Annotated in this window: 28 protein-coding genes; 19 read left to right on the top strand and 9 right to left on the bottom strand. The window is 65.0% G+C overall.

The genetic code is table 11. The features are described 5' to 3' along the window. Positions 1-63: 63 nt before the first annotated feature. Complete coding sequence (locus tag QRM89_RS18755; RefSeq protein ID WP_274348473.1) at positions 64-1,266, top strand: sigma-70 family RNA polymerase sigma factor; 1,203 nt, start codon at positions 64-66, stop codon at positions 1,264-1,266. Between the two features lie 202 nt (positions 1,267-1,468). On the opposite strand, the gene QRM89_RS18750 is transcribed toward QRM89_RS18755, so the two are convergent. Then, the gene (locus QRM89_RS18750; protein ID WP_274348472.1) at positions 1,469-2,062 is read right to left on the bottom strand and encodes an EF-hand domain-containing protein; all 594 of its coding nucleotides are present in this window, start codon (positions 2,060-2,062) and stop codon (positions 1,469-1,471) included. Between the two features lie 39 nt (positions 2,063-2,101). Here QRM89_RS18750 and QRM89_RS18745 point away from each other — a divergent pair, with 39 nt between their 5' ends. From QRM89_RS18745 to QRM89_RS18730, 4 genes are all read left to right on the top strand, one after another. Next, positions 2,102-3,019 carry an arginyltransferase gene (locus tag QRM89_RS18745; RefSeq protein WP_274348471.1) on the top strand — a complete coding sequence of 306 codons (918 nt, stop codon included), beginning with the start codon at positions 2,102-2,104 and terminating at the stop codon, positions 3,017-3,019. A 47-nt stretch (positions 3,020-3,066) separates the two neighbouring features. Then, on the top strand, positions 3,067-4,287 hold the full coding sequence (locus QRM89_RS18740; RefSeq protein ID WP_285448691.1) for an endonuclease/exonuclease/phosphatase family protein: 1,221 nt from the start codon (positions 3,067-3,069) through the stop codon (positions 4,285-4,287). 249 nt (positions 4,288-4,536) lie between these two features. Further along, a complete protein-coding gene (locus QRM89_RS18735; RefSeq protein WP_225041309.1) occupies positions 4,537-5,151 on the top strand; it encodes a hypothetical protein in 615 nt (204 codons plus the stop codon). 26 nt (positions 5,152-5,177) lie between these two features. After that, positions 5,178-6,233 carry an XVIPCD domain-containing protein gene (locus tag QRM89_RS18730; protein WP_080869879.1) on the top strand — a complete coding sequence of 352 codons (1,056 nt, stop codon included), beginning with the start codon at positions 5,178-5,180 and terminating at the stop codon, positions 6,231-6,233. A 265-nt stretch (positions 6,234-6,498) separates the two neighbouring features. Here the strand turns inward: QRM89_RS18730 and purT are convergent, their stop codons facing one another. Continuing rightward, a complete protein-coding gene (purT, locus tag QRM89_RS18725; protein ID WP_285448690.1) occupies positions 6,499-7,701 on the bottom strand; it encodes a formate-dependent phosphoribosylglycinamide formyltransferase in 1,203 nt (400 codons plus the stop codon). A gap of 128 nt (positions 7,702-7,829) precedes the next feature. Between purT and QRM89_RS18720 the strand changes: the two genes are divergently transcribed. The 5 genes from QRM89_RS18720 to QRM89_RS18700 all read left to right on the top strand — a co-directional run bounded on the left by QRM89_RS18720 (position 7,830) and on the right by QRM89_RS18700 (position 10,282). Beyond that, positions 7,830-8,699, top strand: a complete 870-nt coding sequence (locus QRM89_RS18720; RefSeq protein ID WP_115004167.1) for an SPFH domain-containing protein — start codon at positions 7,830-7,832, stop codon at positions 8,697-8,699. Positions 8,700-8,708: 9 nt separating this feature from the next. Then, positions 8,709-8,993, top strand: a complete 285-nt coding sequence (locus tag QRM89_RS18715) for a hypothetical protein (protein ID WP_011036335.1) — start codon at positions 8,709-8,711, stop codon at positions 8,991-8,993. Next, complete coding sequence (locus tag QRM89_RS18710) at positions 8,990-9,169, top strand: hypothetical protein (RefSeq protein WP_011036334.1); 180 nt, start codon at positions 8,990-8,992, stop codon at positions 9,167-9,169. The genes QRM89_RS18715 and QRM89_RS18710 overlap by 4 nt, the downstream gene beginning before the upstream one ends. Then, complete coding sequence (locus tag QRM89_RS18705; RefSeq protein WP_285448689.1) at positions 9,166-9,345, top strand: hypothetical protein; 180 nt, start codon at positions 9,166-9,168, stop codon at positions 9,343-9,345. The genes QRM89_RS18710 and QRM89_RS18705 overlap by 4 nt, the downstream gene beginning before the upstream one ends. Positions 9,346-9,484: 139 nt before the next feature. Further along, positions 9,485-10,282, top strand: coding sequence for a M15 family metallopeptidase (locus QRM89_RS18700; RefSeq protein ID WP_285448688.1), 798 nt, complete (start codon positions 9,485-9,487; stop codon positions 10,280-10,282). Between the two features lie 34 nt (positions 10,283-10,316). Here QRM89_RS18700 and QRM89_RS18695 read toward each other — a convergent pair whose 3' ends face one another. The 5 genes from QRM89_RS18695 to QRM89_RS18675 form a co-directional block, all read right to left on the bottom strand. Beyond that, the gene (locus QRM89_RS18695) at positions 10,317-10,991 is read right to left on the bottom strand and encodes a DNA-3-methyladenine glycosylase (RefSeq protein WP_162275419.1); all 675 of its coding nucleotides are present in this window, start codon (positions 10,989-10,991) and stop codon (positions 10,317-10,319) included. A gap of 1 nt (position 10,992) precedes the next feature. Beyond that, positions 10,993-11,364, bottom strand: a complete 372-nt coding sequence (locus QRM89_RS18690; protein WP_029629014.1) for a DUF423 domain-containing protein — start codon at positions 11,362-11,364, stop codon at positions 10,993-10,995. 96 nt (positions 11,365-11,460) lie between these two features. Continuing rightward, positions 11,461-12,642, bottom strand: coding sequence for an SRPBCC family protein (locus QRM89_RS18685; RefSeq protein ID WP_012438971.1), 1,182 nt, complete (start codon positions 12,640-12,642; stop codon positions 11,461-11,463). A gap of 368 nt (positions 12,643-13,010) precedes the next feature. Next, a complete protein-coding gene (locus tag QRM89_RS18680; RefSeq protein WP_011036328.1) occupies positions 13,011-13,652 on the bottom strand; it encodes a response regulator transcription factor in 642 nt (213 codons plus the stop codon). Beyond that, the gene (locus QRM89_RS18675) at positions 13,652-14,848 is read right to left on the bottom strand and encodes a sensor histidine kinase (RefSeq protein WP_285448687.1); all 1,197 of its coding nucleotides are present in this window, start codon (positions 14,846-14,848) and stop codon (positions 13,652-13,654) included. The genes QRM89_RS18680 and QRM89_RS18675 overlap by 1 nt, the downstream gene beginning before the upstream one ends. Before the next feature lie 153 nt (positions 14,849-15,001). Between QRM89_RS18675 and QRM89_RS18670 the strand changes: the two genes are divergently transcribed. The 5 genes from QRM89_RS18670 (at position 15,002) to QRM89_RS18650 (ending at position 18,045) form a co-directional block, all read left to right on the top strand. Next, complete coding sequence (locus QRM89_RS18670) at positions 15,002-15,598, top strand: GNAT family N-acetyltransferase (protein ID WP_011036326.1); 597 nt, start codon at positions 15,002-15,004, stop codon at positions 15,596-15,598. Positions 15,599-15,601: 3 nt separating this feature from the next. Further along, entirely contained in the window at positions 15,602-16,351 is a 750-nt protein-coding gene (gene minC, locus QRM89_RS18665) for a septum site-determining protein MinC (RefSeq protein WP_012438972.1), read from the top strand. Positions 16,352-16,387: 36 nt separating this feature from the next. After that, the gene (gene minD, locus QRM89_RS18660; protein ID WP_011036324.1) at positions 16,388-17,197 is read left to right on the top strand and encodes a septum site-determining protein MinD; all 810 of its coding nucleotides are present in this window, start codon (positions 16,388-16,390) and stop codon (positions 17,195-17,197) included. A 2-nt stretch (positions 17,198-17,199) separates the two neighbouring features. Further along, the gene (gene minE, locus QRM89_RS18655; protein ID WP_011036323.1) at positions 17,200-17,457 is read left to right on the top strand and encodes a cell division topological specificity factor MinE; all 258 of its coding nucleotides are present in this window, start codon (positions 17,200-17,202) and stop codon (positions 17,455-17,457) included. 87 nt (positions 17,458-17,544) lie between these two features. Next, positions 17,545-18,045, top strand: a complete 501-nt coding sequence (locus QRM89_RS18650; RefSeq protein WP_285448819.1) for a hypothetical protein — start codon at positions 17,545-17,547, stop codon at positions 18,043-18,045. Positions 18,046-18,078: 33 nt separating this feature from the next. Here QRM89_RS18650 and QRM89_RS18645 read toward each other — a convergent pair whose 3' ends face one another. Beyond that, positions 18,079-19,362 (bottom strand): HAMP domain-containing sensor histidine kinase, encoded by a 1,284-nt coding sequence (locus tag QRM89_RS18645; RefSeq protein WP_012438974.1) that lies wholly within the window; start codon positions 19,360-19,362, stop codon positions 18,079-18,081. Continuing rightward, on the bottom strand, positions 19,355-20,074 hold the full coding sequence (locus tag QRM89_RS18640; protein WP_011036320.1) for a response regulator transcription factor: 720 nt from the start codon (positions 20,072-20,074) through the stop codon (positions 19,355-19,357). The genes QRM89_RS18645 and QRM89_RS18640 overlap by 8 nt, the downstream gene beginning before the upstream one ends. A gap of 103 nt (positions 20,075-20,177) precedes the next feature. Between QRM89_RS18640 and QRM89_RS18635 the strand changes: the two genes are divergently transcribed. The 4 genes from QRM89_RS18635 (at position 20,178) to QRM89_RS18620 (ending at position 26,604) form a co-directional block, all read left to right on the top strand. Beyond that, a complete protein-coding gene (locus QRM89_RS18635; protein WP_285448686.1) occupies positions 20,178-21,944 on the top strand; it encodes a glycosyltransferase family 39 protein in 1,767 nt (588 codons plus the stop codon). A 100-nt stretch (positions 21,945-22,044) separates the two neighbouring features. Next, positions 22,045-22,815 (top strand): phosphatase PAP2 family protein, encoded by a 771-nt coding sequence (locus tag QRM89_RS18630; RefSeq protein WP_228417988.1) that lies wholly within the window; start codon positions 22,045-22,047, stop codon positions 22,813-22,815. Beyond that, positions 22,812-24,467: a phosphoethanolamine--lipid A transferase gene (locus tag QRM89_RS18625; RefSeq protein ID WP_228435946.1), complete on the top strand. Its 1,656-nt coding sequence runs from the start codon at positions 22,812-22,814 to the stop codon at positions 24,465-24,467. Before QRM89_RS18630 ends, QRM89_RS18625 begins: the two co-directional genes overlap by 4 nt. 118 nt (positions 24,468-24,585) lie before the next feature. Next, on the top strand, positions 24,586-26,604 hold the full coding sequence (locus QRM89_RS18620; protein ID WP_285448685.1) for a M2 family metallopeptidase: 2,019 nt from the start codon (positions 24,586-24,588) through the stop codon (positions 26,602-26,604). Positions 26,605-26,709 lie beyond the last annotated feature (105 nt).

The following is a 26,709-nucleotide window of genomic DNA, read 5'->3' as shown; positions in this document are numbered from 1 at the left end:
CAGCGAGCGGTCACGTTCGCCGGGCAACTGCGTCATGCTGGTACCTGGACACGGATTCCGACGATGCACGCCGACACCCTGGACGCGATGCTCCGCCACGAATTGCCGCACGCCGCGGCGGGTTGCCAGCAGGCATACGGCCGTATCGTCACTGCCTGCCAGAACACGGTCACCGCCATCGCCCTGGCGATCACACGCGATGTGGCGGCCAGCGAGGACATCGCGCAGGAAGCATTCCTGCGTGCGTGGCAGCGGCTGGCGCAGTTGCATCAACCGGCCAGCTTCCTGCCCTGGCTGCGGCAAATTACCCGCAACCTGGCGCGCGACTGGCTGCGTAGCCACCGGCATCGCCCACTGAGCGGTGAGGCGGCGGATCTGGCCATCGCAATGGCCGCCGACCCTTCGCCCTCGCCGGCCGAACAGGCCCTGCAGGTGGAAGAAGAGCGCGCCGCGCTGGAGATCATGTCCGCGCTACCCAACGACAGCCGCGAGATCCTGCTGCTGTACTACCGCGAGGGCCAGCGCTCGCAGCAGGTGGCCAGCCTGCTCGGGCTCAGCGATGCGGCGGTGCGCAAGCGCCTGTCGCGCGCCCGTGCCACCGTGCGTAACGAACTGCTGCAGCGCTTTGGCACCTTCGCACGCGGCAGTGCACCGGGCGTGGCCTTCGCCACCACGGTGACCGCTGCCACCATGCTCGCCGCGCCCGGAACGGCAAGCGCGGCGATTGCGCTGGGGGGGATTGGCAGTCTCGGCGGCGTCGGCAAACTGGGTGCCAGCGGCCTGAGCGGATCGGCGTTGACCAGTGGCAGCGCCGCCGGTGCGCTGAGCGTCCTGCTCGGCATGCCGATGGCAATTGCGCTGCTCGCGATCACGTTCGTGACGCTGACAACCTACATGTCTGGCGCGTATCTGTTGCGCTTTGCGGCCACCGTGCGGGAAGCCGCTGCGATTCGCGGCTTCACTCGCCTGAGCACCTTGACCGCTGCACTGACCTGCGGAACGCCCTTGTTGCTGCGGGTGTTCGGTGCGCCCACGTGGCTGGCGCTCTGCGCGCTGGCAGTTGGCATGTCGGTGGTCTGCTACCACACCTTGGGCACCCTGCCGCGCATCATGCAGCCGATGCTGGAGCGCGACGCGCGTCGACGCGGCACCACCCGCCCGCCGTTACTGTACCGCTGCATGTTCAGCCGCAGCGCAATTGCAGTCAGCCTGGCTGCGGTCATCGTGCCCATCGCCTACCGCTATGGGGTGCTGGGACTGGTGTGATGCGGGCATGGCTACGTTGTCGCTGAGACTGCGCGCTGCAAACAAAAAACGGCCTCCTGCAGTTGCAGAAGGCCGTCGGTCGATCGGCGCCTTGTTACGGTGTTGCTGAGTTGCGACTACGTGTGTTGTCCGTGTTGCCAGTCATCGCCACACGCCCTGGCTGAGCCCCTCTCGTCAGGGCATGCGTGGGCCTCCCTATCGATCAGTTACCGGCCGCCGGCTTGGCCGGCATCGGGCGCTTGCCATGCTCGCCACGCTCGCCGTGTTCACCCCGCGGACCATGTTCGCCGCGCAACTTGGACGCCGCATCGAACTCGGCCTTGCTCAGCTTGCCGTCCTTGTCGGTGTCAGCCTTGGCGAACCAGGCATCACGGTGCTGCTGCATGCGCAGCTCGCGATCGGCGCGGTCGACAAACCCGTCCTTGTTGATGTCCATCTGGTCGAAGCGTGCGGCAAACTTCGGGTCGGCCTTGGCTTCGTCACGGCTGATGCGCCCGTCCTTGTTGGCATCGAGCTTGGCCCACATTTCGCCGCGGCCATCACGGCCCGGGCCGCGACGGTGCGGACGTTCGTCGCGCGACAGCTTGCCGTCCTTGTTGGTGTCCAGGCTGTCGAACTTGGCGGCCAGGCGTGGGTCGGCGGCCGCTTCGCTGCGGTCGATCACGCCATCGCCGTTGGTGTCGAGCTTGGCCGGGCGCGGTGCATCGCCTGCGGCAGGCGGGGTGGCAGCGAAGGCGCTGGCGGTGGACAGCGCGGCCAGTACGGCCAGGGCGAGAAACGGTTTGCGGGACGTCATGAGAAACTCCTTGGATGTGAAAACCACACGCGGCACTGCATGGGCCGCATCGCGTGGGTGGTGCGTCCGGACGCGCCGTGCGCTGCCACCAACATCCACATCAACGGGCGATTGCCGCCGCCGTTGACGCGCCAACCGGGCGCATTCATCCAGCGGACAGTCGCCGCCGTCGCAACGCGCAGGCGCTATCCTGCGCGCATGGCCATCCATGCCGACACCCACGACGACCTGCGCCTGTTCCAGACCGGCGAGCATGCCTGCGGGTATTGGTCCGATCGCCAGGCACGCGACCTGGTGCTGGATCCGCACGATCCACGCCTGGGCGCGATCTATCCGCAGGCGCTGGCGTGGGGATTTCGTCGTTCCGGCGATCTGGTGTACCGCCCGCATTGCGAACGCTGCCGCGCCTGCGTGCCGGTGCGCATCGCCGTGGATGCGTTTCACCCCGACCGCAGCCAGCGCCGCTGCCTGGCGCGCAACCAGGATCTGGTGGTGCGTGTGGTCGCCGCCGAACGCACCGAAGAGCAGCTGGCGCTGTATCGCCAGTATCTGCAGCACCGGCATCCGGGCGGCGGCATGGACACGCACGGTGCGGTCGAGTTCGATCAGTTCCTGATCGGCGGTTGGTCGCACGGGCGCTTTCTGGAAATCCGCGAACCGGCCGTCGAGCATGTGCCCGGCCGGCTGCTGGCGGTGGCGGTGACCGATGTCACCGAGCACGCCTTGTCGGCGGTGTACACGTTCTACGCACCAGATGCGGCTGCACGCGGCCTGGGCACCTTTGCCATCCTCGAACAGATCCAGTGGGCCAGACGCGAACGCCGCGCGCACCTGTATCTGGGCTACTGGATCGAAGGCCACGCCAAGATGAATTACAAGCGCCGCTTCAACGCGCTGGAAGCCTACGACGGCCGTCATTGGCGCGGCCTGCCCGCGGCCCAGGGCTCGGCCCGATAGCGCCACGCGACATCGGTCTGTCGCATGCTCCATGCGAGAATAGCGCCATGATCAGACCCGTCTTATTGCTTGCATTGGCCGCGCTTTGCACCGCCTGTGCCCACCGTACCGCCCCGACCGGGCAGAGCGCTGCATCCACCACGGCCGCCCACTTGCGCATCGCCACCTACAACACCTCGCTGTACTCCGACGAGGCCGGCGGGCTGGTGCGTGAACTGCAGGGCGACAGCGCGCATGCGCGCAAGATCGCCGCCGTGCTGCAGCGCGTGCGCCCGGACCTGGTGCTGCTCAACGAGTTCGATTTCGACCCTGCGCATCGTGCGGCTGATCTATTCCAGCAACGCTATCTGCAAGTGGCCCAGCCCGGCGGTGGCGACGCATTGTCGTATCCATATCGCTACCTGGCGCCGGTCAATACCGGCGTGCCCAGCGGCCTGGACCTGGACAACAACGGCAGCGTTGGCGGCGATGGCCGCAGCCGTGGCAACGATGCGTGGGGCTACGGCCTGCACCCGGGCCAATACGGCATGCTGGTGCTGTCGCGCTATCCGATCGATGCACAGGCGGTGCGCAGTTTCCAGTTGCTGAAGTGGAGCGCGCTGCCGGGTGCACTGCGCCCGGTCGACCCGGCCACCCGGCGCTCGTTCTACAACGATGCGATCTGGGCACAGCTGCGGCTTTCGTCGAAATCGCATTGGGACGTGCCGGTGCGCACGCCGCTGGGCGTGGTGCACGCATTGGTTTCGCACCCCACGCCGCCGGTATTCGACGGTGCGGAAAAGCGTAATGCCGCGCGCAACCACGACGAACTGCAAGTGTGGCGCGCCTACCTGGACAACGCCGCCGACACCACGCGTTGGCTGTGCGACGACCAGGGCCGCTGTGGCGGCCTGGAACGCGATGCGCACTTCGTGATCCTGGGCGATCTCAACAACGACCCCATCGATGGCGCCGGCCGGCATGAAGCGATCCGTGCGCTGATCAATCACCCGCGCGTACTGCAGTACCCCACACCCGTCAGCGCCGGTGGCCCGGAAAAAACCGCCGAATACACCGCACAAGGCATTGCGCATACCGGCGACCCGCACCAGGTCACCGGCGACTTCGGCCCGCAGGCGGGCACGATGCGGCTGGACTACGTACTGCCCTCGCGTCAGTTCACCCTGGCCGGCAGTGGCATCTTCTGGCCCGCCAGCACCTCGCCGGATGCCGCAATCGCCGATGGCAGCGACCATCATGCGGTGTGGGTGGATGTGGCTGGGAAGTAAGGGCCACCAGCATCCGAGAGATTTTATGAATGACGCCCGGCGACGGCAGGCGGCGCCCGCCCGCCTGGGCCGATAGTGGCAACAAGCTGGCTGGTGGTTTGCCGCCTGCCAGCCAGCAGTGACGAAGCTCGGTATTTCAGCTTTTACAGGCGCCAGACATCACCTCATCCCTGTATACACAAGGCAGGCCTAGTCGGCTTCAGATCGCGGGTTACACTCTGACGCAATCCTGTCTGCAATGAGAACCGGATGAGACCAAATTTGCAGGATATGCGTTCCCGCGTGCGGGGTTTTTGGTCATCAATCGTGATCGCTACGATGCTGGCTGCCTGTGGCGCAAGCAAAGCGCCGCAGTCCGAGAAACAAGACCTTTTTCTCAGTCAACCATTTCGCGTGGATGCCACGGACGAACATGTGCGCTTTGAATTCGAAGCCACACCGGACAACGTGAACCTTACGCAGCCCTATATCGTCGGGTTGACACTAAGTCGCAAGGGATCTATCGACCCAGTCACGATGTTAAACAAAAGCGAATCACCCGTGCGATATGCGCTTAAAGTTGAGGCATGCAAGTGGGTGGGAGACCGATGCTTAAAAATAAAAACAGAAGATGCATTTCAAGAATATATGAGGGAGGAACCCAGCAGGAAAAAATTTTTCGACTGGAGAAAGGGAAAGGATGAAGTAAAATACATCGACATTGGAGCCCATACTTCAAACTCAAGTGACTGGGTTGTATGCAGCCTACCTCTAGAAAGTTACGGCCGCTACCGCATTGACATCTCCACACAGCCAAGCAATCCAACATTGAAAGACCCCACTGCACAGGTTTCCGTTCAAAAGAGATGGACCTCCTCGAAATAGCCTCGAGATCTCACATGGAGCAAGAGATGGATAAGCAGCAATACACTGTAACGATTGTTATCGCGGCGCCTGGCACCCCGCTATATAAAAACGGCGAACAGCAGGTTATAGATGGCGAACCGGCCAATTCCGGGCCAGGGCACATGTTTTTTATACTTGACGATAGCAAGAGCAAACCGATTAGTTATGGATTTGCTCCCATCACGCACGGCGAGATGAACGGACCAGGAAAAATCTATAACTCAGACGCTAAGGAATACCATAACCCTGCCTATTCCAGAACGATTGAAATAAGCAAAGAGCAGTATGAAAAACTGCAAAAATTCGGTGAAGAGCCGGAAAAACTGGGGTTCGACAAAGAGTACAGGGACGTGCGCAACAACTGTGTCGACTTTACCTGGGCTGCACTCAATCATGCCGGGCTCCATCGCAACAAGAGCATTGATGTGAATGGATTGCTTGGGCCTGGCGGAGTCGGACAACTGCTTCCGGACGTTCGCATCCCTTTGCCGGTTGAAGGCTCGGGGAAAGATGCTTACCGCCCCTTGCGCAATATTCATGGCGTGGAAAGCATTGAGGCACCGTTTCCGCAAAGCCCGCTGAACAAAGAGGTTCGGCATCCGCTTCCGGCAGACAGATCGATCCAACAACATCTCTTGAGCGATCAGCAGCAACTGCCGTCACTCCGTAATCCCGATCATCCTGGGCACACGCTGTTCGCCCAGGCACAGACCCACGTGCAAGCTTTGGATCAGGCAAACAACCGGCAATCGGATGCGCGCAGCGACAACCTGGCTGGTTGCCTGGCGGTGCAATCCTGCAAAATGGGCATGAACCGCATCGACGACGTGCGTCTAAGCGAGGACGCCTCACATGCGTTTGCGGTACAGAACAATCCCAACTCACTGGGACCGCATGACCAGTTGCGTGCCCATGTGGATACTGTCGCTGCACTCAATACACCGCTGGAGCAAAGCAGTCAGAACTGGGTCCAGGCTGCGGCAGAACGCGCGCACGGCGAACAGCAAAGGCAGATACAGCAAGAGCAGAGCCAACCACACCCTGCAAGGGCCTTGACCTGAAACTTGCAGTTCGACTTACATGCCCCCTGCGTCCGACGCCTTCGATGGAGCAGACGGATGCCTATCAGATCACTGTCTGACAGTGGTTTGGTCTCACCCGCAACGGATGTAATGCGGGTGTAGCCACCATGGTCCACGAAGCAATGTTTCGTGATTGCTGCACGTTGGCTGCATGCCAATCTCGCCATCTGAAAGCAAGGCAGTCTTGAAAATCGTGGGCAACGGTCAGGCCGATGCCCACAAGGCCCCGCAAGAACTACGTTATTTAATCGCGAAGCTGAATCGTCAGCGCCGCGGCAGCCACGCGCGCTTTCTCGCGTGCCGCATCGATGCTGTCGGCGCGCGCCAGCGTCACGCCAACCCGGCGATGACCGTCCACGCGCGGCTTGCCGAACAGGCGCAGTGCGGTGTCCGGGTCGCGCAAGGCCTCGGCCACGTTGTCGAACACCGGCACACCGTTGCCATGCGCCAGTAACGCGCACGATGCGGAGGGACCGCTCTGACGGATCACGCCACCGTTCTCCGCCCCGACCGGCAGGCCCAGAATGGCGCGCGCGTGCAGCGCGAACTCGCTCAGCTCCTGCGACACCAGCGTCACCAGGCCGGTGTCGTGCGGGCGCGGCGAGACTTCGCTGAACCACACCTCGTCGCCCTTGACGAACAGCTCCACGCCAAACAACCCCCAGCCGCCCAACTCATCGGTGATCGCCTGTGCAATCTCCTGCGAGCGGCGCAGCGCCGCGGCCGACATCGGCTGCGGCTGCCAGCTTTCGCGGTAGTCGCCATCTTTCTGCCAATGGCCGATCGGGTCGCAGAACGAGGTGCCACCGGCATGACGCACGGTCAGCAGGGTGATCTCGTAATCGAAATCGATGAAGCCTTCAACGATGCAGCGGCCGGCGCCGGCGCGTCCGCCGGTCTGCGCGTAGTCCCAGGCTGCGTCGATGTCCGCCTCGCTGCGCAGCGTGCTCTGGCCCTTGCCCGAGGACGACATCACCGGCTTGACCACGCACGGCAGCCCGACTGTGGCGATCGCCTCGCGGTACTCGGCGGCGGTGTCGACAAAGCGATACGGCGAGGTCGGCAGGCCCAGGGTTTCGGCAGCCAGACGACGGATGCCTTCGCGGTCCATGGTCAGACGCGCGGCACGCGCGGTGGGGATCACCTTCTGCCCCTGCTCGTGCTCCAGCGCCACCAGGGTTTCGGTGTGGATGGCTTCGATCTCCGGCACGATCAGGTGCGGCTGCTCCTGGGCGATCAGCGCCCGCAAGGCATGCGGGTCGAGCATGTCCAGCACGTGCGAACGATGCGCCACCTGCATGGCCGGTGCGTTGGCATACCGATCGGCGGCAATCACTTCCACCCCGAAGCGCTGCAGCTCGATGGCGACCTCCTTGCCCAGTTCGCCCGAGCCCAGCAACAGCACACGGGTGGCGGAAGGCGACAACGGCGTGCCGAGAGTGGTCATGAGCGCGGTCCAGATCGGGAGGGGCCGCCATTCTAACGAACGCGCGATTGCCGCAGATGGCGGCAGCCCTTGAACAAACTGATATCACTTTGATATCTTTTCAACGAACCCACATGGACTCCCTCCTCATGAAAGAGAAGCCGATCGGCTCGTTGGCAGGCATCCCCATCATCCTTGCCGTGGGCGCCGCGTTCGCGGGCATGGCCTGGTATTTGCTCAGTGCAATTTCCGCCGCGAGCATCACGCCAGCCGGCTTCATCGCGGCGCTCGCAGTCGTGGTGGTCGGGATCTTTTTCTTCGCCGGCCTGTACACCCTGGAGCCCAATCAGGCCGCGGTGCTGAGCCTGTTCGGCAAGTACGTCGGCACCGTGAAAGACCCGGGCCTGCGCTGGAACAGCCCCTTCTATGCAAAGAAGCGGATCAGCCAGCGCGTGCGTAATTTCGAAAGCGGCCGGCTCAAGGTCAATGAACTCGACGGCAGCCCGATCGAGATCGCGGCCGTGATCGTGTGGCAGGTGATGGATGCTTCCGAGGCGGTGTACAACGTGGACGACTACGAAAGCTTCGTGCACATTCAGTCCGAAGCCGCGCTACGCGCGATGGCCACCAGCTATCCGTACGACCAGCACGAAGATGACCAGATTTCGCTGCGCAGCCACCCGGCCGAGATCAGCGAACAACTCAAGCGGCATCTGGACGAGCGCCTCACGCAGGCTGGTGTGGACGTGATCGAAGCGCGCATCAGCCACCTCGCCTACGCGCCGGAAATCGCCCAGGCCATGCTGCAGCGTCAGCAGGCCAATGCGGTGATTGCCGCACGCTCGCGCATCGTGGCCGGCGCCGTGGGGATGGTTGAAATGGCGCTGGCCGAGTTGCAGAAAAACGGCGTGGTGCAGTTGGACGAAGAGCGCAAGGCGCATATGGTCAGCAACCTGCTTACCGTGTTGTGTTCTGATCGCGGCACCCAACCGGTGGTCAACGCCGGCTCGCTCTATTGAGGTGAAACAATGAATGTCATGGTGCCGTTGGTGGTCGCGCTGTCCGGCTTGCCCGCACTGGCGATCGCCGCCTCCATCGGTGCGGACGACGACGACCGCGCACGCGGCCTGGGCCTACGCTGGGCCTTGATCAGTTTGGTAATCCTGATCGGTGCCGCCTGCCTGTACTGGGCCGGCGACAACCGCGCCGGAATCTATGCAGTGGTGATCGGCATGATTATCGGCGTCAACGTCTTGATCGTCTCGATGGTCATGCACCTGCGCCGCCACAGCGGCCGCGGTGAGCGCGAGTGAGCGAAAAAAAGGCCTACCCGCTGCGCATCAACGCCGATGTGCTGGCAGCCGTGCAGCGCTGGTCCGATGACGAACTACGCAGCCTTAACGCGCAGATCGAATATGTATTGCGCGATGCCTTGCGCAAGGCAGGGCGGCTGCCAAAGCCGCCCGCCGACAAGGAACCACACGCATGAGCAAGCGCTGGACTGACCTGACCCTCGAGTTGAAGCCTTCGTTCATCGGTGGCATCAAGCACAACGACATCCAGGCCGAACCGATCAAACAGGGCAGCCTCGGCTGGGAGCTGGTCAACAGCATCATGCCGGCACGGCTGAGTGCGGCGCTGCTGGTGTTCAAGAAGGAACTCTGAGGTGACGAGGCCATCGCGCCAGCGGCTCGGTGGAACTGCAGCGCCGGTGGCATGCAGCGGGCAAGGCCGGCCGCCGCGCTAGCTACTGCAAGATCGGCTGCAGCTGGCCGCGCAACGCGCTTAGCCCTACCCTATTGCGATGCGCCCGACACAGTCCCTGCTGCTCAACACCACCGCGATCGAACTGCTTCCTGCTGCCCTGCTACGCGCGCGCAGCAATGCCGACGCACGCGTATTGGCACAGGCCGATTGGCTGCTGCGGCGCAAGCGCGATGGCAAGTACCTCGCCGCGCAGCTTCCGCATGGGTTGATGCCACTGATCCCACGCCTGGCCCGCGAGCCGGGCCTGGACGAGGCGCTGGATCTGCTACACACCAGCGCGCGCCGCACCACGCAGGCGCCGGATGCCGTGCTGCCAATCGACGGGCTGCAGCGCCGCCTGACACAGCTGGGCATTGGCGCCGATGCGTATGTGGCGCAGACCGGGCTTGACCTGATCGCCGAACCGGCAGCGCTGCACCTGGCCGGGCACGATCGCTTTGCGCGCCCGCTGTGGCTCAGCGCCGGTGCTGCGCGTGCGTGGCGGCAACTGCGTGCGGCCGCGCTGCGCGAAGACGTGGTCCTCGATGCCATTTCCGGCTATCGCAGCCACGACTATCAACTGGGCATCTTCGAACGCAAGTTCGCGCGCGGCCTGACACTTGCGCAGATCCTGGCGGTCAACGCGGCACCTGGTTTCAGCGAACATCACAGCGGCGATGCGGTGGATATCGGCACGCCTGGCGAACCGCCGGCCGAAGAACTTTTCGAGTCAACCGCGGCATTCGCATGGCTGCAGACGCATGCCGGGCGCTTTGGTTTTCGGCTGAGCTATCCGCGCGACAACCCGCACGGCATCGTCTACGAGCCCTGGCATTGGCGCTGGTGGCCGGCCTGATGACGCGTGCGCAGGCAGGGCGCAGCGTGGCCGCTCATTCCTGCGAACGCGGCGTCGGCACCTTCGCGGCAATGCTGAAGTCGGCGATCTTCCACAGGTAGAACGCGGCGTAAGTGCGGTACGGGCCCCAACGCTCGCCGCGCTCGGCGAGTTCCTTCGGCGTCGGCATCTGCGCTTGTTTGTCCACGCGCTGGGCGCCCTTGCGCACGCCCAGGTCGTCGATGGGCAAAAGGTCCGGACGGCCGAGGCGGAACATCAACATCATCTCCACCGTCCAGCGGCCGATGCCACGGACCGGCACCAATGCCTCGACGATGGCGTCGTCTTCCATGAAGGCGAGTTTGCGCAGTGAGGGGATCTCGCCCAGTGCCTCCCGCCGCGCCAGGTCGCGCAGTGCCAGCGCCTTGTTGCCGGACACGCCGCAGGCGCGCAGCGCCGCATCATCCACGCGCCCCAACGTGTCGGCATGCAGCCGGCTGGCACCGATCGCCACCTCCACGCGCCCAACAATGGTGGCCGCGGCCTTGCCGCTCAGTTGCTGAAACAAGATGGCGCGCGCCAGTGCGTCCACCGGATCGAACGGCTTGCGCCATCCCGGCTGCGGGGCGATGGGGCCGATGCGTTTCATCCAGGCCCCCAGCGCGCGATCACGGCGTGCCAGATGGGCGAAGGCCACCTCCACATCGAAGCCGCGGGCGTGACGTGGCATCTCAGCGCCTCAACGCACCGATCGCCAGCACCACCCAGCCCAGCATCAGGCTGACCCCGCCGATCGGCGCCAGGCTGGTGGGCCAGTGCAGCAACGCGCCGCCGACCAGACTGCCGGCAAACAGCAGGGTGCCGAGCAACAGCAGGTACAAGCCGATGCGGCCCAGCGCGCGGGTCTCAGCACCGCCCAGCACCACCAGCACGGCACCATGGCCGAAGGCGTACAGCGCGGCCAGTTGCAGGCGCGATTGCACCAGCGCATCGGCCACGCCATGGGAGGCGTAGGCCGATAGCCCCACTGCGGCGGCGGCCAGCAGCGCCCCCACAAAAGCCAGCAGCGAAGGATGTTTTTTGCGACGATCAGGCAACGACATGGTGGCAGTTCCAAAGGCAGCGCCGCAGCGCAAAAAAAAACGCGCCGCAAGGATGCGGCGCGTTTTCGTCTGGATCAGATCATCGTGGTGAAACGATTACTTGATGGCCCAGTAGACGTCGTAGGTACCGTCCTGCGTGAACGACTTGTCCACCCCACCCTTCCACGACTCGTACGGACGCTCGGTCACGTCGTTGCCGCTGGTGGCAGCCCAGGCGCGCAGCGAGTTACGCACTGCATCCAGGCCGGCCATGTGGCCTGCGTAGGTTGCGAACGCGGAACGGTGCGCCTTGGTGCGCTCGTACTTCACCGGTGCTTCGGTCGGGATGTTGACCTTCAGCTCTTCACCCGTTGCGGCAACCGGAGTTGCGTCGACAGGTGCAGCCGCAGCGGCGTCGTCCTTCTTGTCGTCAGCCTTGGCGGTGTCGGCCTTAGCATCGGTCTTGGCAGCGCCGCCGGCCTTCTTGCGCACCGGCTGCACGACATCGAACGCGTACTTGTCGGTGGCGAAGTCGGTGGTGACGATACGCACCGGACCCGACGGCTCAAGGCCATTGGAATCCATGACACGCTTGATCCACTCCTGGTTGTCCTTGATCGACTTCTTGATCGTCTCGTTGTCACGATCGATGTTGCCGGCGGTGACGACCAGCAGGTCCTCGGCAGGCACATCGACGAGCTTGAGATCGCTCAACACCGGCTTGCCTTCCAGCTCGGCGCGGTAGTCGAAGTTCGGCACGGTGGCCAGCGCGGTGGTCAGGCGCGACAGACCCAGCTTCAGGTCATCGCCGACATGCCGGCTGACGTACAAGCCCGCGTAGCGACCAAACAGGTTCCAGCCGTACTTGACGCTGTAGTCCTGGGTGATGCGCACGTTCTTGTTGTTCTTGCCGGTCGGCTTCAACGTGAAGTTGGTGACCTTGTCGTAGCCCTTGGTGGGATCTTCGATCGAGATCTCAACGCGCTCGTTCTTGACGCTGTTGGTGATCTCCCAGCTGCCCTGACCGATGTAGCCTTCAGTGGAGCTGTATTCAACGCGTGCACCCTTGCCCTCTTCCGGGCCGGCCAGCTTCAGCTGGATCTTGGGATCACGCAGCACAAGCGGGTTCCAATCCTTGAAACGACGGAAGCTGTTCACGGTGTCGTAAACAATCGTCATCCTGCGGTTGGTCTCGACACTCTCGGACATCTGCCGCTCCGAGGGCAACACCAAGCCCACCACGACAAACAAGCCAGCCACGATCCCCAAGGCGATCAGGAACTCGATAATACGGGTCATTCAGGAGGTCTCCGGGGCCGATCCCACGGCCGGGTTGAGTGAAGCGAAGCCGCCATCCTAGCAGGCTTCGAGAAAGATGTTCAGTTGTGCGACGGGTAGCGCGGTCCTGCGGTGTCATCCGCGCGTTCGCGCCGCGTGGTGCAAAGGCGCAATCGCAACCTGGACAAGGGTTTGCAGCGATTGCGCGCGGACATCATGCACGCGATGACGCGAGCGCGTGTGATGCACAGGACGCACTCCCTCGCCATTGCGGGTAGGCAGCCTATTCCATTCACTCATGTAGACGACTGCGCCGCGATGAACAAGCGCATCGGCCAAACGCCGTGCCAGCGTGCATCGGCGCCCTGCACGCCGGGGGTTCCGTACCATCAGACCAGCTGCAGCTCGAACGCCTTCAGCACCGCCCGGGTACGGTCGCGCACGCCCAGCTTGGACAGGATGTTGGACACGTGATTCTTGATCGTCCCCTCCGCCACGCCCAGCGAATTGGCGATCTCCTTGTTGGAAAAGCCGCTGGCCATCAGGCGCAGGATCTCGGTCTCGCGGTCGGTGAGCGGGTCGGGCCGATCGAGGCTGACGAACTCGTTGCGCATGTGCTCCAGGCCCGACAGCAGGCGCTGGGTCACCGCCGGCTGCACCAGCGAGCCGCCGTCGGCCACGGTGCGGATCGCGCCGACCAATTGCTCCAGCGAGACGTCCTTGAGCAGGTAGCCCTTGGCGCCGGCCTTGAGCCCGGCCAGCACCAGCTGGTCGTCGTCGAAGGTGGTCAGGATGATGGTCGGCGGCAATGTGCCGTTGCGCGAGAGCATCTGCAGCGCTTCCAGGCCGGACATCACCGGCATGCGCATGTCCATCAGCACCACGTCCGGCTGGATCTGCGGAATCTGCTCCACCGCCTGCCGGCCATCGGCCGCCTCGGCCACCACCTCGATCCCGGCGTCCAGGGCCAGCAGCGAGCGGATGCCCTGCCGTACCAAGGTTTGGTCATCGACCAGGCACACACGGATCATCACGACACTCCTTGAGTAATGGCCGCGGGCATCAGTGCCGGCGCGCCTGGAACGGAGATGCGCAGGCAAAAGCCGTCACCCCGCCGGGTTTGAATCTCGAGCTGCCCACCATACTGGTTCAGGCGTTCGCGCATGCCGCGCAGGCCATTACCGGGCGCCACCGCGTCGGCACCCTGGCCGTCGTCGCGCGCATCGATCAATACGGTGTCCGCATCGCGGCGCACCTGGATCCACAGATTGCGCGCGCCGGCGTGGCGCACCGCGTTGGTGATGATTTCCTGGGTACAGCGCAGCAGCACATGCGCGCGTTCGGGGTCGTCCAGGGTCAATGGCTGGCCGATGTCCAGATGGATATCCAGCGACGGCACCTGGGTCACCAATGGGCGTAGCGCCGCTTCCAGGTCGATGGCGCCGCTGTCGCGCAGCTGGCTGACCGCTTCGCGCACATCGGTGAGCAGCAGCTTGGCCAGGGTATGGGCCTGGCGTACGTGTTCCTGGGCCTGGCCTTCGGTGATGTGGCCGGCCACTTCCAGATTGAGGCTCAGCGCGGTGAGGTGATGACCGAGCAGGTCATGCAGCTCGCGCGAGATGCGGGTGCGCTCGTTGATGCGGGCGCTTTCGGCCAGCAGGGCGCGGGTGGCACGCAGTTCGGCGTTGAGGCGGCGCTGTTCTTCGCGCGCATCGGTCTGCTGACGCGCGACCAGACTGGTCACGAAGATGAACATCGAGAAGCCGCCGTACAGCAGCGACTGCATCAACGCAGCGAACAAGGTGAAATCCGGGCGCAAATAATAGAAAACTGGCAGCACGGCCAGCTGGCTGAGCACCAGCCAGGCCACCCCGATACGCAGCGGTAGCAACCAGGGGATCACACCGGCGGCCACCATCATCAGGATGCTGCCCAGCCCGGTTCCGCTCAGATAGCTGACCGCCAGCGCAAAGATCGTGAGCAGCAGCAGGATCAGCCGGTCGTACCAATGGGCGTGTCCGCCGCTGTTCAAACCGCGGGTCAACCAGAAGTAGCTGGCGCCGAAGCCGACGAAGAACCCCGACATCAGCAGGGCTTCGGCCACGCTGCGGTGGTCGCCCTCTTCGGCAACCGGCCAGTAGGTGTACACCAACGGCATGGCGATCATCGCCCAGGTGAACAGGCCGGCGAAGCGCAGGACGCGCGTATGACTGAGGTATCCCAACATGCACGCATCTTAGGCGTAACGCCTGCGGCTGCCCTCTTGCCGGAAGTCATGCATGCCGATGGTCGTCACGTCAGGTCGCCGCTTCAGGCCTGCCATGTAATAATCCGACGCAGATCCGATTTCGGGTCGATAGCGTTACCCCACGGAGTCCCAATGTCGATCGTCATCCGCGACGTGCGCGAGCACGAGCTCGATTCCGTCCTGGCCCTGAACAACAATGCCGGACTGGCGATCCTGCCGCTGGATTCAACCAAACTGCAGCGTTTCTACGAGCAGGCCGAATACTTCCGCGTCGCCGAGCGCGACGGCAACCTGGCCGGTTTCCTGGTCGGTTTCGGTAGTGGCAGTGCTCATGACAGCAGCAATTTCGCCTGGTTCCGGGACCGTCACCCGGAGTTCTTCTATATCGACCGCATCGTGGTGGCCAGCCGCCGCCGCGGCGGTGGTGTCGGCCGTGCGTTCTATGCGGACGTGCAGAGCTACACCGAACTGCGCTACCCGCAGCTGGCCTGCGAGGTGTTCCTGGACCATGGCGCCGATGCGGCGCTGCTGTTCCATGGCAGCTTCGGCTTTCGCGAAGTGGGCCAGAACACCATGGCCGACGTGGAAGTGCGCGCCAGCATGCTCATGAAAGACATGTGCAGCTACCCGTGGGTCAAGGAGACCTATGCCGGCAAGCTGCCCGAAGAGCTGCCCTGGGTGGGACGGCCGCGGCACGCCGCCGCCGACAACCGTTCGACGGGGACCTGAGGCGTGTCGAGTGTGAATGTGGATTTTGAACAGGCCGGCGAACTGAAGATCGGCCAGGTGGGCATTGCCAACCTGCGCATCCGCACCCTGGATGTGCCGCGCCTGGTGCGCGAGATGCAGGACCGGGTGACCCGCGCGCCGAAGCTGTTCGGCCGCGCGGCGGTGATCCTGGACTTCGGCGGCCTGGCACAGACCCCGGACCTGGCCACCGCCAAGGCCTTGCTCGATGGCTTGCGCAGCGCCGGCGTGCTGCCGGTGGCCCTGGCCTATGGCACCAGCGAGATCGACCTGCTCTCGCAGCAGCTCGGCATCCCGTTGCTGGCCAAGTTCCGCGCCCAGTACGAAACCGCCGCGGTCAGCCCACCGCCGCCTCCCCCGCCACCGCCTGCACGCGCCGAACCGGCCGCCCCCGTGGCGCGGCCGGCGCCGGGCCGCATGCAACGCAACGCGGTGCGCTCGGGCCAGCAGCTGTACGCGGAGAACTGCGACCTGACCGTACTCAGTACGGTAGGTGCCGGCGCCGAGGTCATCGCCGACGGCAGCATCCATATCTACGGTACCCTGCGTGGCCGCGCGTTGGCCGGCGCCCAGGGCAACCCTGACGCGCGCATCTTCTGCCGCGACTTCCACGCCGAACTGGTCGCCATCGCTGGCCACTACAAGGTGCTGGACGATGTTCCCATGGACCTGCGTGGCAAGGCCGTCCAGGTCTGGCTGGAGCAGGATCAGATCAAGATCGCTGCGCTGGATTGACGCAGCCCAACCACAGAAATATTTCGGAGAAATCCTTTGGCTGAAATCATCGTAGTCACCTCCGGCAAGGGCGGCGTTGGCAAGACCACCACCAGCGCGAGCCTGGCCTGCGGGCTGGCACGGCGCGGCAAGAAGGTCGCCGTCATCGACTTCGACGTCGGTCTGCGCAACCTGGACCTGATCATGGGCTGCGAGCGGCGCGTGGTGTACGACTTCGTCAACGTCGTGCATGGCGAAGCCACGCTCAAGCAGTCGCTGATCAAGGACAAGCGCTTCGACAACCTGTACGTGCTGGCTGCCTCGCAGACCCGCGACAAGGACGCGCTGACCCAGGAAGGCGTGGAGAAGGTGCTCAAGGACCTGGCCGCCGACGGCTTCGAATACATCGTCTGCGATTCGCCGGCAGGTATCGAGAAAGGCGCGTTCCTGGCGATGTATTTCGCCGACCGCGCGGTGGTGGTGGTGAATCCGGAAGTGTCTTCGGTGCGCGACTCCGACCGCATCATCGGCCTGCTCGATTCCAAGACCCGCAAGGCCGAGGAAGGCAAGAACGTGCCGGCTTTCCTGCTGCTGACCCGCTACAGCCCGGGCCGCGTGGAAGGCGGCGAGATGCTCAGCATCACCGACGTGGAAGAAGTGCTGGGGCTCAAGGCCATCGGCGTGATTCCCGAATCCGGCGACGTGCTCAACGCCTCCAACAAGGGCGAGCCGGTGATCCTGGATGGCGAGTCCCCGGCAGGCCAGGCGTATGACGACGCAGTCGCCCGCATCATGGGCGAAGAGCGCCCGATGCGATTCATTTCCGTGGAGAAGAAAGGCTTCTTCAGCAAGCTGTTCGGAGGGTAAGCATGGGCCTGCTCGATTTTCTCAAGAGCAAGAAGAACACCGCCGAGACGGCCAAGAACCGTTTGCAGATCATCATCGCGCAGGAACGCAACCATCGCGGTGGGCCGGATTATCTGCCGCTGATGCAGCGCGAGTTGCTGGAAGTGATCAAGAAGTACGTCAACATCGATGCCGATGCGGTACGGGTGGATCTGGTCAAGGATGGCGAGCACGATGTGCTCGACATCACCGTCGCCCTGCCGGAAGACGGCGACAAGTAAGCTGCACGGCACCGTGTGCGCACGGTGCCGTGTTGTTGTGGTCCACCCGCCGCCGCGCCCTGCCGCGGCCTGCATCTACCGCGAGCCCTGCGCGTGAGCATCTCCCCCTCTTCTTCCCTGCCTGCCGCCGATGCCGTGTTGTGCGTGGGCGATATCGGCCTGGACGCGCCCGCTGCCCTGCTGGCCCGGTACGGATTACGCCTGCAGCATGTGGACGCGGATGCGCCGATTCCCGGCAGTTTCTGGGGTGAGCCGGAAGCAGGCATCATCGGCTGCGATGTCTACGTACGCGACGACACGCCGGTGCATTCGATGCTGCACGAGGCCGGGCATCTGATCGTGCTGCCGCCGGACAAGCGTGCCGCCGTGCATACCGATGCCACCGATTCGGTGGATGAAGAAGACGCCACCTGTTATCTGCAGATCCTGCTGGCGGCGCAGTTGCCCGGCGTGGGCAGTGCGCGCCTGATGGCCGACATGGACAGCTGGGGCTACACCTACCGGCTGGGATCGACCCGCGCCTGGTTCGAGCAGGATGCGGAAAATGCGCACAGCTGGCTGCTTGCGCGCGGCCTGTTGCCGGGGTGATGGGTGTGCCGCGTTCGAACGCGGCGGTGCGCGCTAGGTCAGTGTCGCGCCACTGAGATCCAGCGTGGCCACCGTGCCCTGCCCCGCACTGGAATCCAGGCGCAGGTGCCAGCCCAGGTGCTCGCAGAGGCGGCCGATCAATTCCAGGCCGATCCCGTTGCCTTGACGCGCGTTGCCGCGTGCCAGCCGCGCATAGATCGCACTGATTTCTTCCGGGGTCATGCCGTGGCCGGGGTCGGTGATCTGCACCACGCCCGGTGACGCCAGCGCGATATGGATGATGCCGCGATCGCTGTTCTCGATCGCGTTGCGCAACAGGTTGCCAATGGCGGTCTGCACGATCGCCACCGGCGCCACCAGGCTGCACGGTGGCAGCGGTGCGACCTGCAGTTGCAGGTCCTTGTCGGCGCACAGGTGCGCATGGTCGGCCACGATCTCCGGCAGCAATTGATCCAGGCGCAGCGTGTCGCTGCTGCGCACCAGCCGGCCCGGGTCCTTGGCCAGCACCAGCAGCAAGGTGATCAGCTGTTCCACCGCGCCGCTGGTCTGCGCAATGCGTTGCAGTTGATGGCGCACCACGGCGGGCGTGTCCGGTTGCTCCAGCGCCAGCTCGGCGGCGTTGCCGATCACCGCGATCGGCGTGCGCAGTTCGTGGCTGGCGCTGTCGATGAAGGCGCGCTCGCGCTCGACGAACTGGCCGTTGCGTTCGAGATAGTCATTGAGGGCATCGGCGATCACGTACAACTCGGTGCTGCCTTGCGGGCCCACCGCAATGCGCTGGTCGCGCCGCTCCGGTCGCAATGCGCCGATGTCGCGTGCCAGGTCCACCAGCGGGCGTACCAGCCGCGCCATCGCATAGGTGCCCATCAACACGGTGATGGCGATCAAGGCGATGCCGGCGGCCAGCATCCAGCGGGTGAGGAAGTGTTCCAGTGCTTCGAAGTCGGTGATGTCCAGCACCAGCGCCAGGCGGCCGGCATGCGTGGTGTCGCGCACCATCACCGCGCTCTGGCGGCCGGCGATCTCCAGATCGTCGTGCAGCCCAGGATGCAAGCTGCGCAGCGCCGGCGGCACCTGTGCGCTGCCGTCCACGCGAAACAACCGCAAGGTGTCCGAATCCTGCCAGCGATAGCCCGGATCCTGCGCGCTGCGGTCCAGGATGCTGTCCAGTTCCGAATTGAGCAGCGAGCGCCACACGCCATGCTCGGCGCGTTCGTGCAGGTACTGCGCGGTGCCGAACACGGCTAGTACCATCAGGAAGGTGTAGCCGAACAGCCAGACCAGCACGCGCCGGCCCAGCGGGCGATGCTTAGCCATCGGTGCACTCGATGGCAGTGGCGGCGTCATCGGCGGCTTCCAGCGCGGCCACCCGGTAGCCCAGCCGCGGCAAGGTGTGGATGAGCTTTTGCGCGAACGGGCCATCCACGCTGCGGCGCAGTTCGTAGATATGGGAACGCAGCATGTCGCCGTCGGGCGGATCGTCGCCCCACAGCGCCTGCTCCAGACGCTGGCGGGTGACCACGGCGGGGCTGGCCTGCATCAGGATCTCCAGCAACTTGCGGCAGGCCGGGTACAAATGCAGCGCCTGACCGGCGCGGGTGGCGTCCAGCGTGGCCAGATCCAGCCGCAGGTCGGCCACCTGCAGCAGCTTGCCGCGGCGACGCCCCTGCGCGCGTGCCAGCAGCGCCTCCAGACGCACTTCGAGCTCGGGCAGTGCGAAGGGTTTGGTCAGGTAGTCGTCGGCGCCGGCACGGAAGCCGGCGATCTTGTCGGGCAGTTCGTCGCGCGCGGTGAGCATGATCACCGGCAGCTCGGACTGATGCTGCTCGCGCAGCCGGCGCAGCACTTCCGGCCCGTCCATGCGCGGCATCATCCAGTCCAGCACCAGCGCGTCGTAGTGCTGGGTGGTGGCCAGATGCAAGCCGGTGATGCCATCGGGCGCCGCGTCCAGGGTGTGCCCGCGCGCTTCGAAATAGTCGAACAGGTTGGCGACCATGTTGCGGTTGTCTTCGATGACCAGCAGGCGCATGGCGGTCTCCGGGGCGTCCGCGGCACGGACAAGTGTGCGCATCCTAGCCGAGCCACGGCGGCGGCGGCGATCGGGTGCATTCCGACATCCTTCCGACACGCGCATGGGCATCGTCCTGCACCGTTTCGACCAAGGCGCCCGTGTGCCGTCTGCCGTTTCCGCCGCGCTGTCGCGCAAACCCATCCTGGCTGCCGCGCTGGCGTTGATCGTCGTTGCGCTGCTGGCCGGGCTGGGCCTGCGCCAACCCAACCCGCCGGACGAACCACGCTTCGTGCTGGCCGCGCGCACCATGGTGGAGACCGGGCAGTGGTTGCTCCCGCACCGGGGCAGCGAGTTGTATGCGGAAAAACCGCCGGTGTTCATGTGGTTGCAGGCGGCCAGCTACGAACTTGTGCCGCACTGGCCGATCGCCTTCCTGCTGCCATCGTTGCTGGCCGCATTGCTCACGCTGTGGCTGACCTGGGACCTGAGCCGGCGGCTCTGGAACCGACGTGTCGCGCGTTACGCGGTGCTGTCGCTGTTCACCGTGCTGCAGTTCGGGCTGATGGCCAAGCGCGCGCAGATCGATATGGTGCTGGTGGCGCTGACCACGCTGTCGCTGTGGGGGTTACTGCGTCATCTGCTGCGTGGGCCGGACTGGCGCGCCTGGGTGATCGGGCTCTGTGCTGCGGGCGTGGGCACGGTGACCAAGGGCGTGGGGTTTCTGCCGCTGCTGGTGCTGCTGCCGTGGATGGCGCTGCCACGCCGTCACCCCAGCGTGCTGCCGGCGCGGGCACTGGCCGGGCGCAGCTGGCTGCTGGTGCTGCCGGCATTTGTGGCCGGCACCGCGGTGTGGTTGGGGCCGCTGGGCATCGCCCTGCTGCACAGCCCCGACCCGGCGTTGCATGCCTACGCGCACGAGTTGTTGTTCAAGCAGACCGGCACGCGTTATGCGCACGCATGGCATCACGTCAAACCGTTCTGGTACTACCTGCAGGTGATCGCCACGCTGTGGTTGCCGGGCTGCCTGCTGCTGCCGTGGTTGGTGCCTGCGTGGTGGCGCCGGCTGCGCCGCGGTGACCCACGCCTGCTGTTGCTGCTGGCCTGGAGCCTGCTGGTGCTGGTGTTCTTCAGTGCCAGCCCGGGCAAGCGCGAGGTCTACATCTTCCCGATGCTGCCGGCGTTGTGCGTCGCCGCCGCCCCGCTGCTGCCTGGCCTGTTGCGACGCCGTGGCGTGCAGCGGCTACTGATTGGCTATGTGCTGTTGCTGGGCGTGGCGGCGCTGGCACTGGGCGGCGGTATCGGCCTGCACCTGCACTGGGCCGAACGCATCGCGCTGCAACGTGGCATCGCGTTGGCATCGCTGCAGACCATGAGCCTGTGGCTGATAGGTCTGGGGCTTGTCGCGCTCGGACTGGTGGCCTGGGCCCGCGGCAGGCGCGCCGGCAGCGCGCTGGTCGCCGCCACCGCAGCGTTGTGGACGGTCACCGGCCTGGGCGTGATGCCGGCATTGGATCCTTACAGTTCGTCTGCGGCGCTGATGCAGCGCGTGGGCGAGCGCATCGGCCCGCACGCCGAGCTGGGCATGCTGGCGTGGAAGGAACAGAACCTGTTGCAAGCCGACCGGCCGGTCACCGACTTCGGTTTCAAGGCCAGTTGGCAGGCGCAGTGGGCGCAAGCCGGCCCGTGGTTGGCGCAGGCGCCGCAGCGGCGCTGGTTGTTCGTGCTCAAGCAGGCGGTACCGGCCTGCGTGGCGCGCGCGCAGGTGGTGGAGATCGGCGAATCGAATCGCAATCAGTGGCAATTGGTGCCGGGCACGGCATGGCACGCGGGGTGCAACGCTGCAGGCTCCGCCGCGGAAGGCGCAGATGCCGACACCGACACAGACTGAACCAATACATTGCGGTTAACGCCGGTCCAACCCGGGTCCGACCGCTTTCCGACACGCCGCTTTCGAAGATGCCGGCCATTGCAATGGTCCGGATCTTTCGATGACAACGCTCCCTCTTCATGCGCCTGCGCTGACACGCACCGCCACCAGCTGGCAAACCCGCTTTCTGCTGGCGCACCTGTGGCTGCCGCTGGCGGCGTTGCTGGCGATCAGCGCGCTGCTGATGCTCGGCGGCGGCGACCAGTGGGTGGCCGACGCGCTGTATCGGCTGGAAGGTGGGCACTGGCTGTTGAAGGAACAGTGGTTCACCAGCCAGTTGGTGCATCGCGGCGGCAAGTGGCTAAGCACGGTTGCGGCCGTGGTGGTGCTGGGCATGGCGGTGTTGGCATGGTCGCGGGCGCGGCCGGGCGCACGCGCCTTGCGTTGGCCGCTGACCTACCTGGCGGCGTCGGTGGCGCTGTCCACCACGCTGGTGTCGCTGCTGAAGTCGTGGACGGCGATGGATTGCCCGTGGGATCTGAGCCGCTATGGCGGCACGCATCCGTTGATCGGCTTGTTCGCCTCGCGGCACGGCTTGCATGCCTCCGGCTGCTTTCCGGCCGGCCATGCCAGCGCCGGCTATGCGTGGGTGGCGCTGTACTTCTGCGCACTGGCGCTGCGCCCGGCCTGGCGCTGGCCGGCGCTGCTGACGGGACTGGCCGCCGGGGCGGTGTTCGGCGTGTCGCAGCAGCTGCGCGGCGCGCATTTCCTCTCGCACGACCTGTGGTCGCTGGGCGTGTGCTGGTTGACCGCGCTGGGTCTGTATTGGCTGCTGCTGGCGCCGCCGCGGCAACCGCTGCGCATGCTGGTGCTGTCGGGAGGTGAGCAATGAGCACCTGGCTGCCGCACCCGCGTTGGCGCACGCGCCTGCACGCGCTGAGCTGGAGCACGCGCCCCACCGTCTCCACCGAGATGCTGGTGTTGCTGAGCAGCCTGTTCTTCGCCCTGGTCTGCAACCAGGTGTTCTGGCGCACCGCCATGGCGACCCACCCGGGCAGCCTGGGCTTCGCCGCCTCGCTGATGGCCTTGCTGGTGGCGGTCAATGCGCTGGTGCTGGGGCTGCTGGTGTGGCGCTGGAATGCCAAGCCGCTGCTGACCGTTCTGCTGCTCACCACCGCCTTGGCTGCGCACTACATGGACAGCTACAACGTCTATCTGGACGCGGACATGCTGCGCAACGTGCTGCATACCGATCACAAGGAATCGCGCGAGTTGCTGACGCCAGGGTTGATCCTGCCGTTGCTGTGCTACTTCGCCATCCCGGCCACGTTGCTGTGGCGTGTGCGTGTAGGGACCCGCAGCTTGAGCAAGACCTGGTTGATGCGGGTCGGTTTTCTGGTCGTGATGGCAGTGGGCGGAATGCTGGGCGCGCTGCTGTCGTTCCAGGACATCTCCGCGTTGATGCGTAACCACCGCGAAGTGCGCTATCTGGCCACGCCGATCAACTACCTGGTGGCACTCAAGCAGAACCTCAAATCCGATTCGCCGATCAAGCATGCGCCCAAGCAGCCGGTCGAGCATGATGCGATGGCCACGCCGCGCGCGGCCGGCAGCCGCCCGCGCCTGTTGCTGGTGGTGCTGGGCGAAACCGCGCGTGCGCAGAACTGGGGCCTGAATGGCTACGCGCGCCAGACCACGCCGGAGCTGGCGCAGGCCGGGGTGATCAACTTCCCGGACATGCATTCGTGCGGCACCAGCACCGAGGTCTCGGTGCCGTGCATGTTTTCCCCGTTCGGCCGGCGCGATTACAACGAAGACATGATCCGCGGCCATCAGTCGCTGCTGCATGTGCTCGAGCACGCCGGCATCTCCACGCTGTGGCGCGACAACCAGTCCGGCTGCAAGGGCGTATGCGACGGCTTGCAGATCGAACAACTGGACAACGCCACCACCCCAGGCCTGTGCGCGGATGGGCGCTGCATGGACGAGATCCTGCTCGGCGATCTGGCCGCGCAGGTGCGTGCCAAACCAGGCGATCGCGTGGTGGTGCTGCACCAGTTGGGCAGCCACGGGCCGAGCTATTTCGAACGCTACCCGGCTGCGTTCGAACGCTTCAAACCGGTGTGCAAGACCGCCGACCTGGGCAGCTGCAGCCGCCAGCAGATCGTCAATGCCTACGACAATTCCATCACCTACACCGATCACTTCCTCGCCCAGGCCATCCATGCGCTGCGTGGGATGCAGGATTACGACACCGCGATGATCTACCTTTCCGACCACGGCGAATCGCTGGGCGAAAAAGGCCTGTATCTGCATGGCGTGCCGTATGCGATCGCGCCCAAGGAGCAGACCCACGTGCCGATGGTGATGTGGTTCTCGCCGGAGTTCGCCCGCGACCGTGGCCTGGACGAAGCCTGCCTGCGCCATCGCGCCGGCCAGTACACCGACCAGGACGCGCTGTTTCCGTCGGTGCTCGGCCTGCTGCAGGTCAAGACCAGTGTCTATGCCCGCGAGCGCGACGTGTTCGCCAGCTGCACCGGCTGAGCCCGGCGCCGCGTACGCTTGCCGCTTCACCGGCGCCATGCAGCACGCATGGCGCTTTTGCTTGCCCTGAACCCCGCCGCGCTCTAGCCTTCGCCGGACTTCACCGCAAGGACCACCCGTGAATCCTCGTCTGCTGTTGCTGGCGCTCGCCGTTGCCGCCGGTACGTTGTCGCTGTCGTCGTGCCGCCAGGATGCGGCGCCGACGCCCAAGCCCACCACCACCAAGGCCGCACCCAGCGAAAGCGCCGACCAGTTCGTGGCGCGCATCAGTGCCGAGTACAAGGCGGCGTATCCGGAAATGACTGCCGCGCAGTGGCTGTCGTCGACCTACATCAACGGCGACTCGCAGTTGCTGGCCGCCAAGGCCAACGAGCGCGCGCTGAGCCAGTTGGATCGCTGGATCGACCAATCCAAGCAGTACGCCGGCACGCCGATGTCCGCCGACAGCGCGCGTGCGCTGCAATTACTCAAACTGATGAGCGCCCTGCCCGCCCCGCGCGACCCGACCAAGCTGGCCGAACTCACGCGTATCGCCGCGAAGATGGAAGGCGACTACGGCGCGGGCAGCGCCTGCACCGGTGACGGCGAGCAACGCCGTTGCCGCCAGCTGGGCGAGCTCGAACAAGTGCTGGCACGCAGCCGCGACTACGACGAACAACTGCAGGCCTGGCAGGGCTGGCACGCCACCGCGCAACCAATGCGCAAGGACTACCAGCGCTTTGTCGAGCTCGCCAACGACGGTGCACGCGGCACGGGTTTTGCCGATGTCGGTGCGATGTGGCGCAGCGGCTACGACATGCCGCCGGCGCAACTGGCCAGCGAAACCGACCGCCTGTGGGAACAGCTCAAACCGCTATACACCCAGCTGCAGTGCTACGCGCGCGGCAAGCTGGACACGCAGTACGGCAAGGACAAGGGCGAGGTGGCCGGCGGCATGCTGCCCGCGCACCTGATGGGCAACATGTGGCAGCAGGACTGGAGCAACCTGTGGGATCTGCTGCAGCCCTATCCCGGTGCGGGCGACCTGGACATCACCTCGGCGCTGGAAAAACAGTACCAGGGCAACCTGAGCGCCGTGCTGGCGCGCAACACCGGTGGCGATGGCGGCGCAGCTGCACGCTTCCTCGCCGAGCGCGACGCGCAACTGCGCACTGCCCAGCAGATGACCGAACGCGCGCAGGATTTCTACACGTCGCTGGGCATGCCGAAGTTGCCGGACACCTATTGGCAACGCTCGCAGTTCATCAAGCCACTGGACCGCGACGTGGTCTGCCACGCCAGCGCGTGGGACATGAACATGGGTGGCGAGCCGAACGCGGGCATCGGCCCGGACGTGCGCACCAAGATGTGCATCCGCCCCACTGAAGAAGACTTCACCACCATCTACCATGAGCTTGGCCACATCTATTACGACATGGCCTACAACCCGTTGCCGCCGTTGTTCCAGAACGGCGCCAACGACGGCTTCCACGAAGCCATCGGCGACACCATCGTGCTGGCGATGACCCCCAAGTATCTGCAGTCGATCGGCATGGTTGGCGAGCAGCAGAGCGGGCGCGAGGCATTGATCAATTCGCAGATGCGCATGGCGCTGAGCAAGGTGGCGTTTCTACCGTTCGGGTTGATGATCGACCGCTGGCGCTGGGGCGTGTTCGACGGCTCGATCCCGCCGGAACGCTACAACCAGGCCTGGTGGGAGTTGAAGGCCACCTACCAGGGCGTGGCACCGGTGAGCCCGCGCGGCGAGGACTTCTTCGATGCCGGCGCCAAATACCACGTGCCCGGCAACACGCCCTACACCCGTTATTTTCTCGCGCACATCCTGCAATTCCAGTTCTACAAGGGCCTGTGCGATGCCGCCGGCCACCAGGGCCCGTTGTACGAATGCAGCTTCTACGGCAACAAGGAAGCCGGCCAGAAATTCTGGTCGATGCTGCAACGTGGCTCCAGCCAACCCTGGCAGACCACGCTGAAGGAAGTGACCGGCAAGGACACCCTCGATGCCGGCCCGATGCTGGAATATTTCGCGCCGATGCAGGAATGGCTCAAACAGCAGAACCAGGGTCAGATGTGCGGGTGGCAGGCCAAGGGCGCCACTGCAACGCTGCCGGCAACGCCGGCGCCTTCGACGCGCTGATCCACGTGCGTGACGTCATGCGGTTGCCGGATCCCGGCAGCCGCATAACGACCTGTTGATAATCGCGAAAAACCTCGGCGATATACTTCGGCCCCCGCTGCGTCA

The sequence above is a fragment of the Xanthomonas sp. LMC-A-07 genome (genome assembly GCF_030208825.1).
Lineage (GTDB): Bacteria > Pseudomonadota > Gammaproteobacteria > Xanthomonadales > Xanthomonadaceae > Xanthomonas > Xanthomonas campestris.
This window is presented reverse-complemented; position numbering and strand designations above follow the sequence as displayed.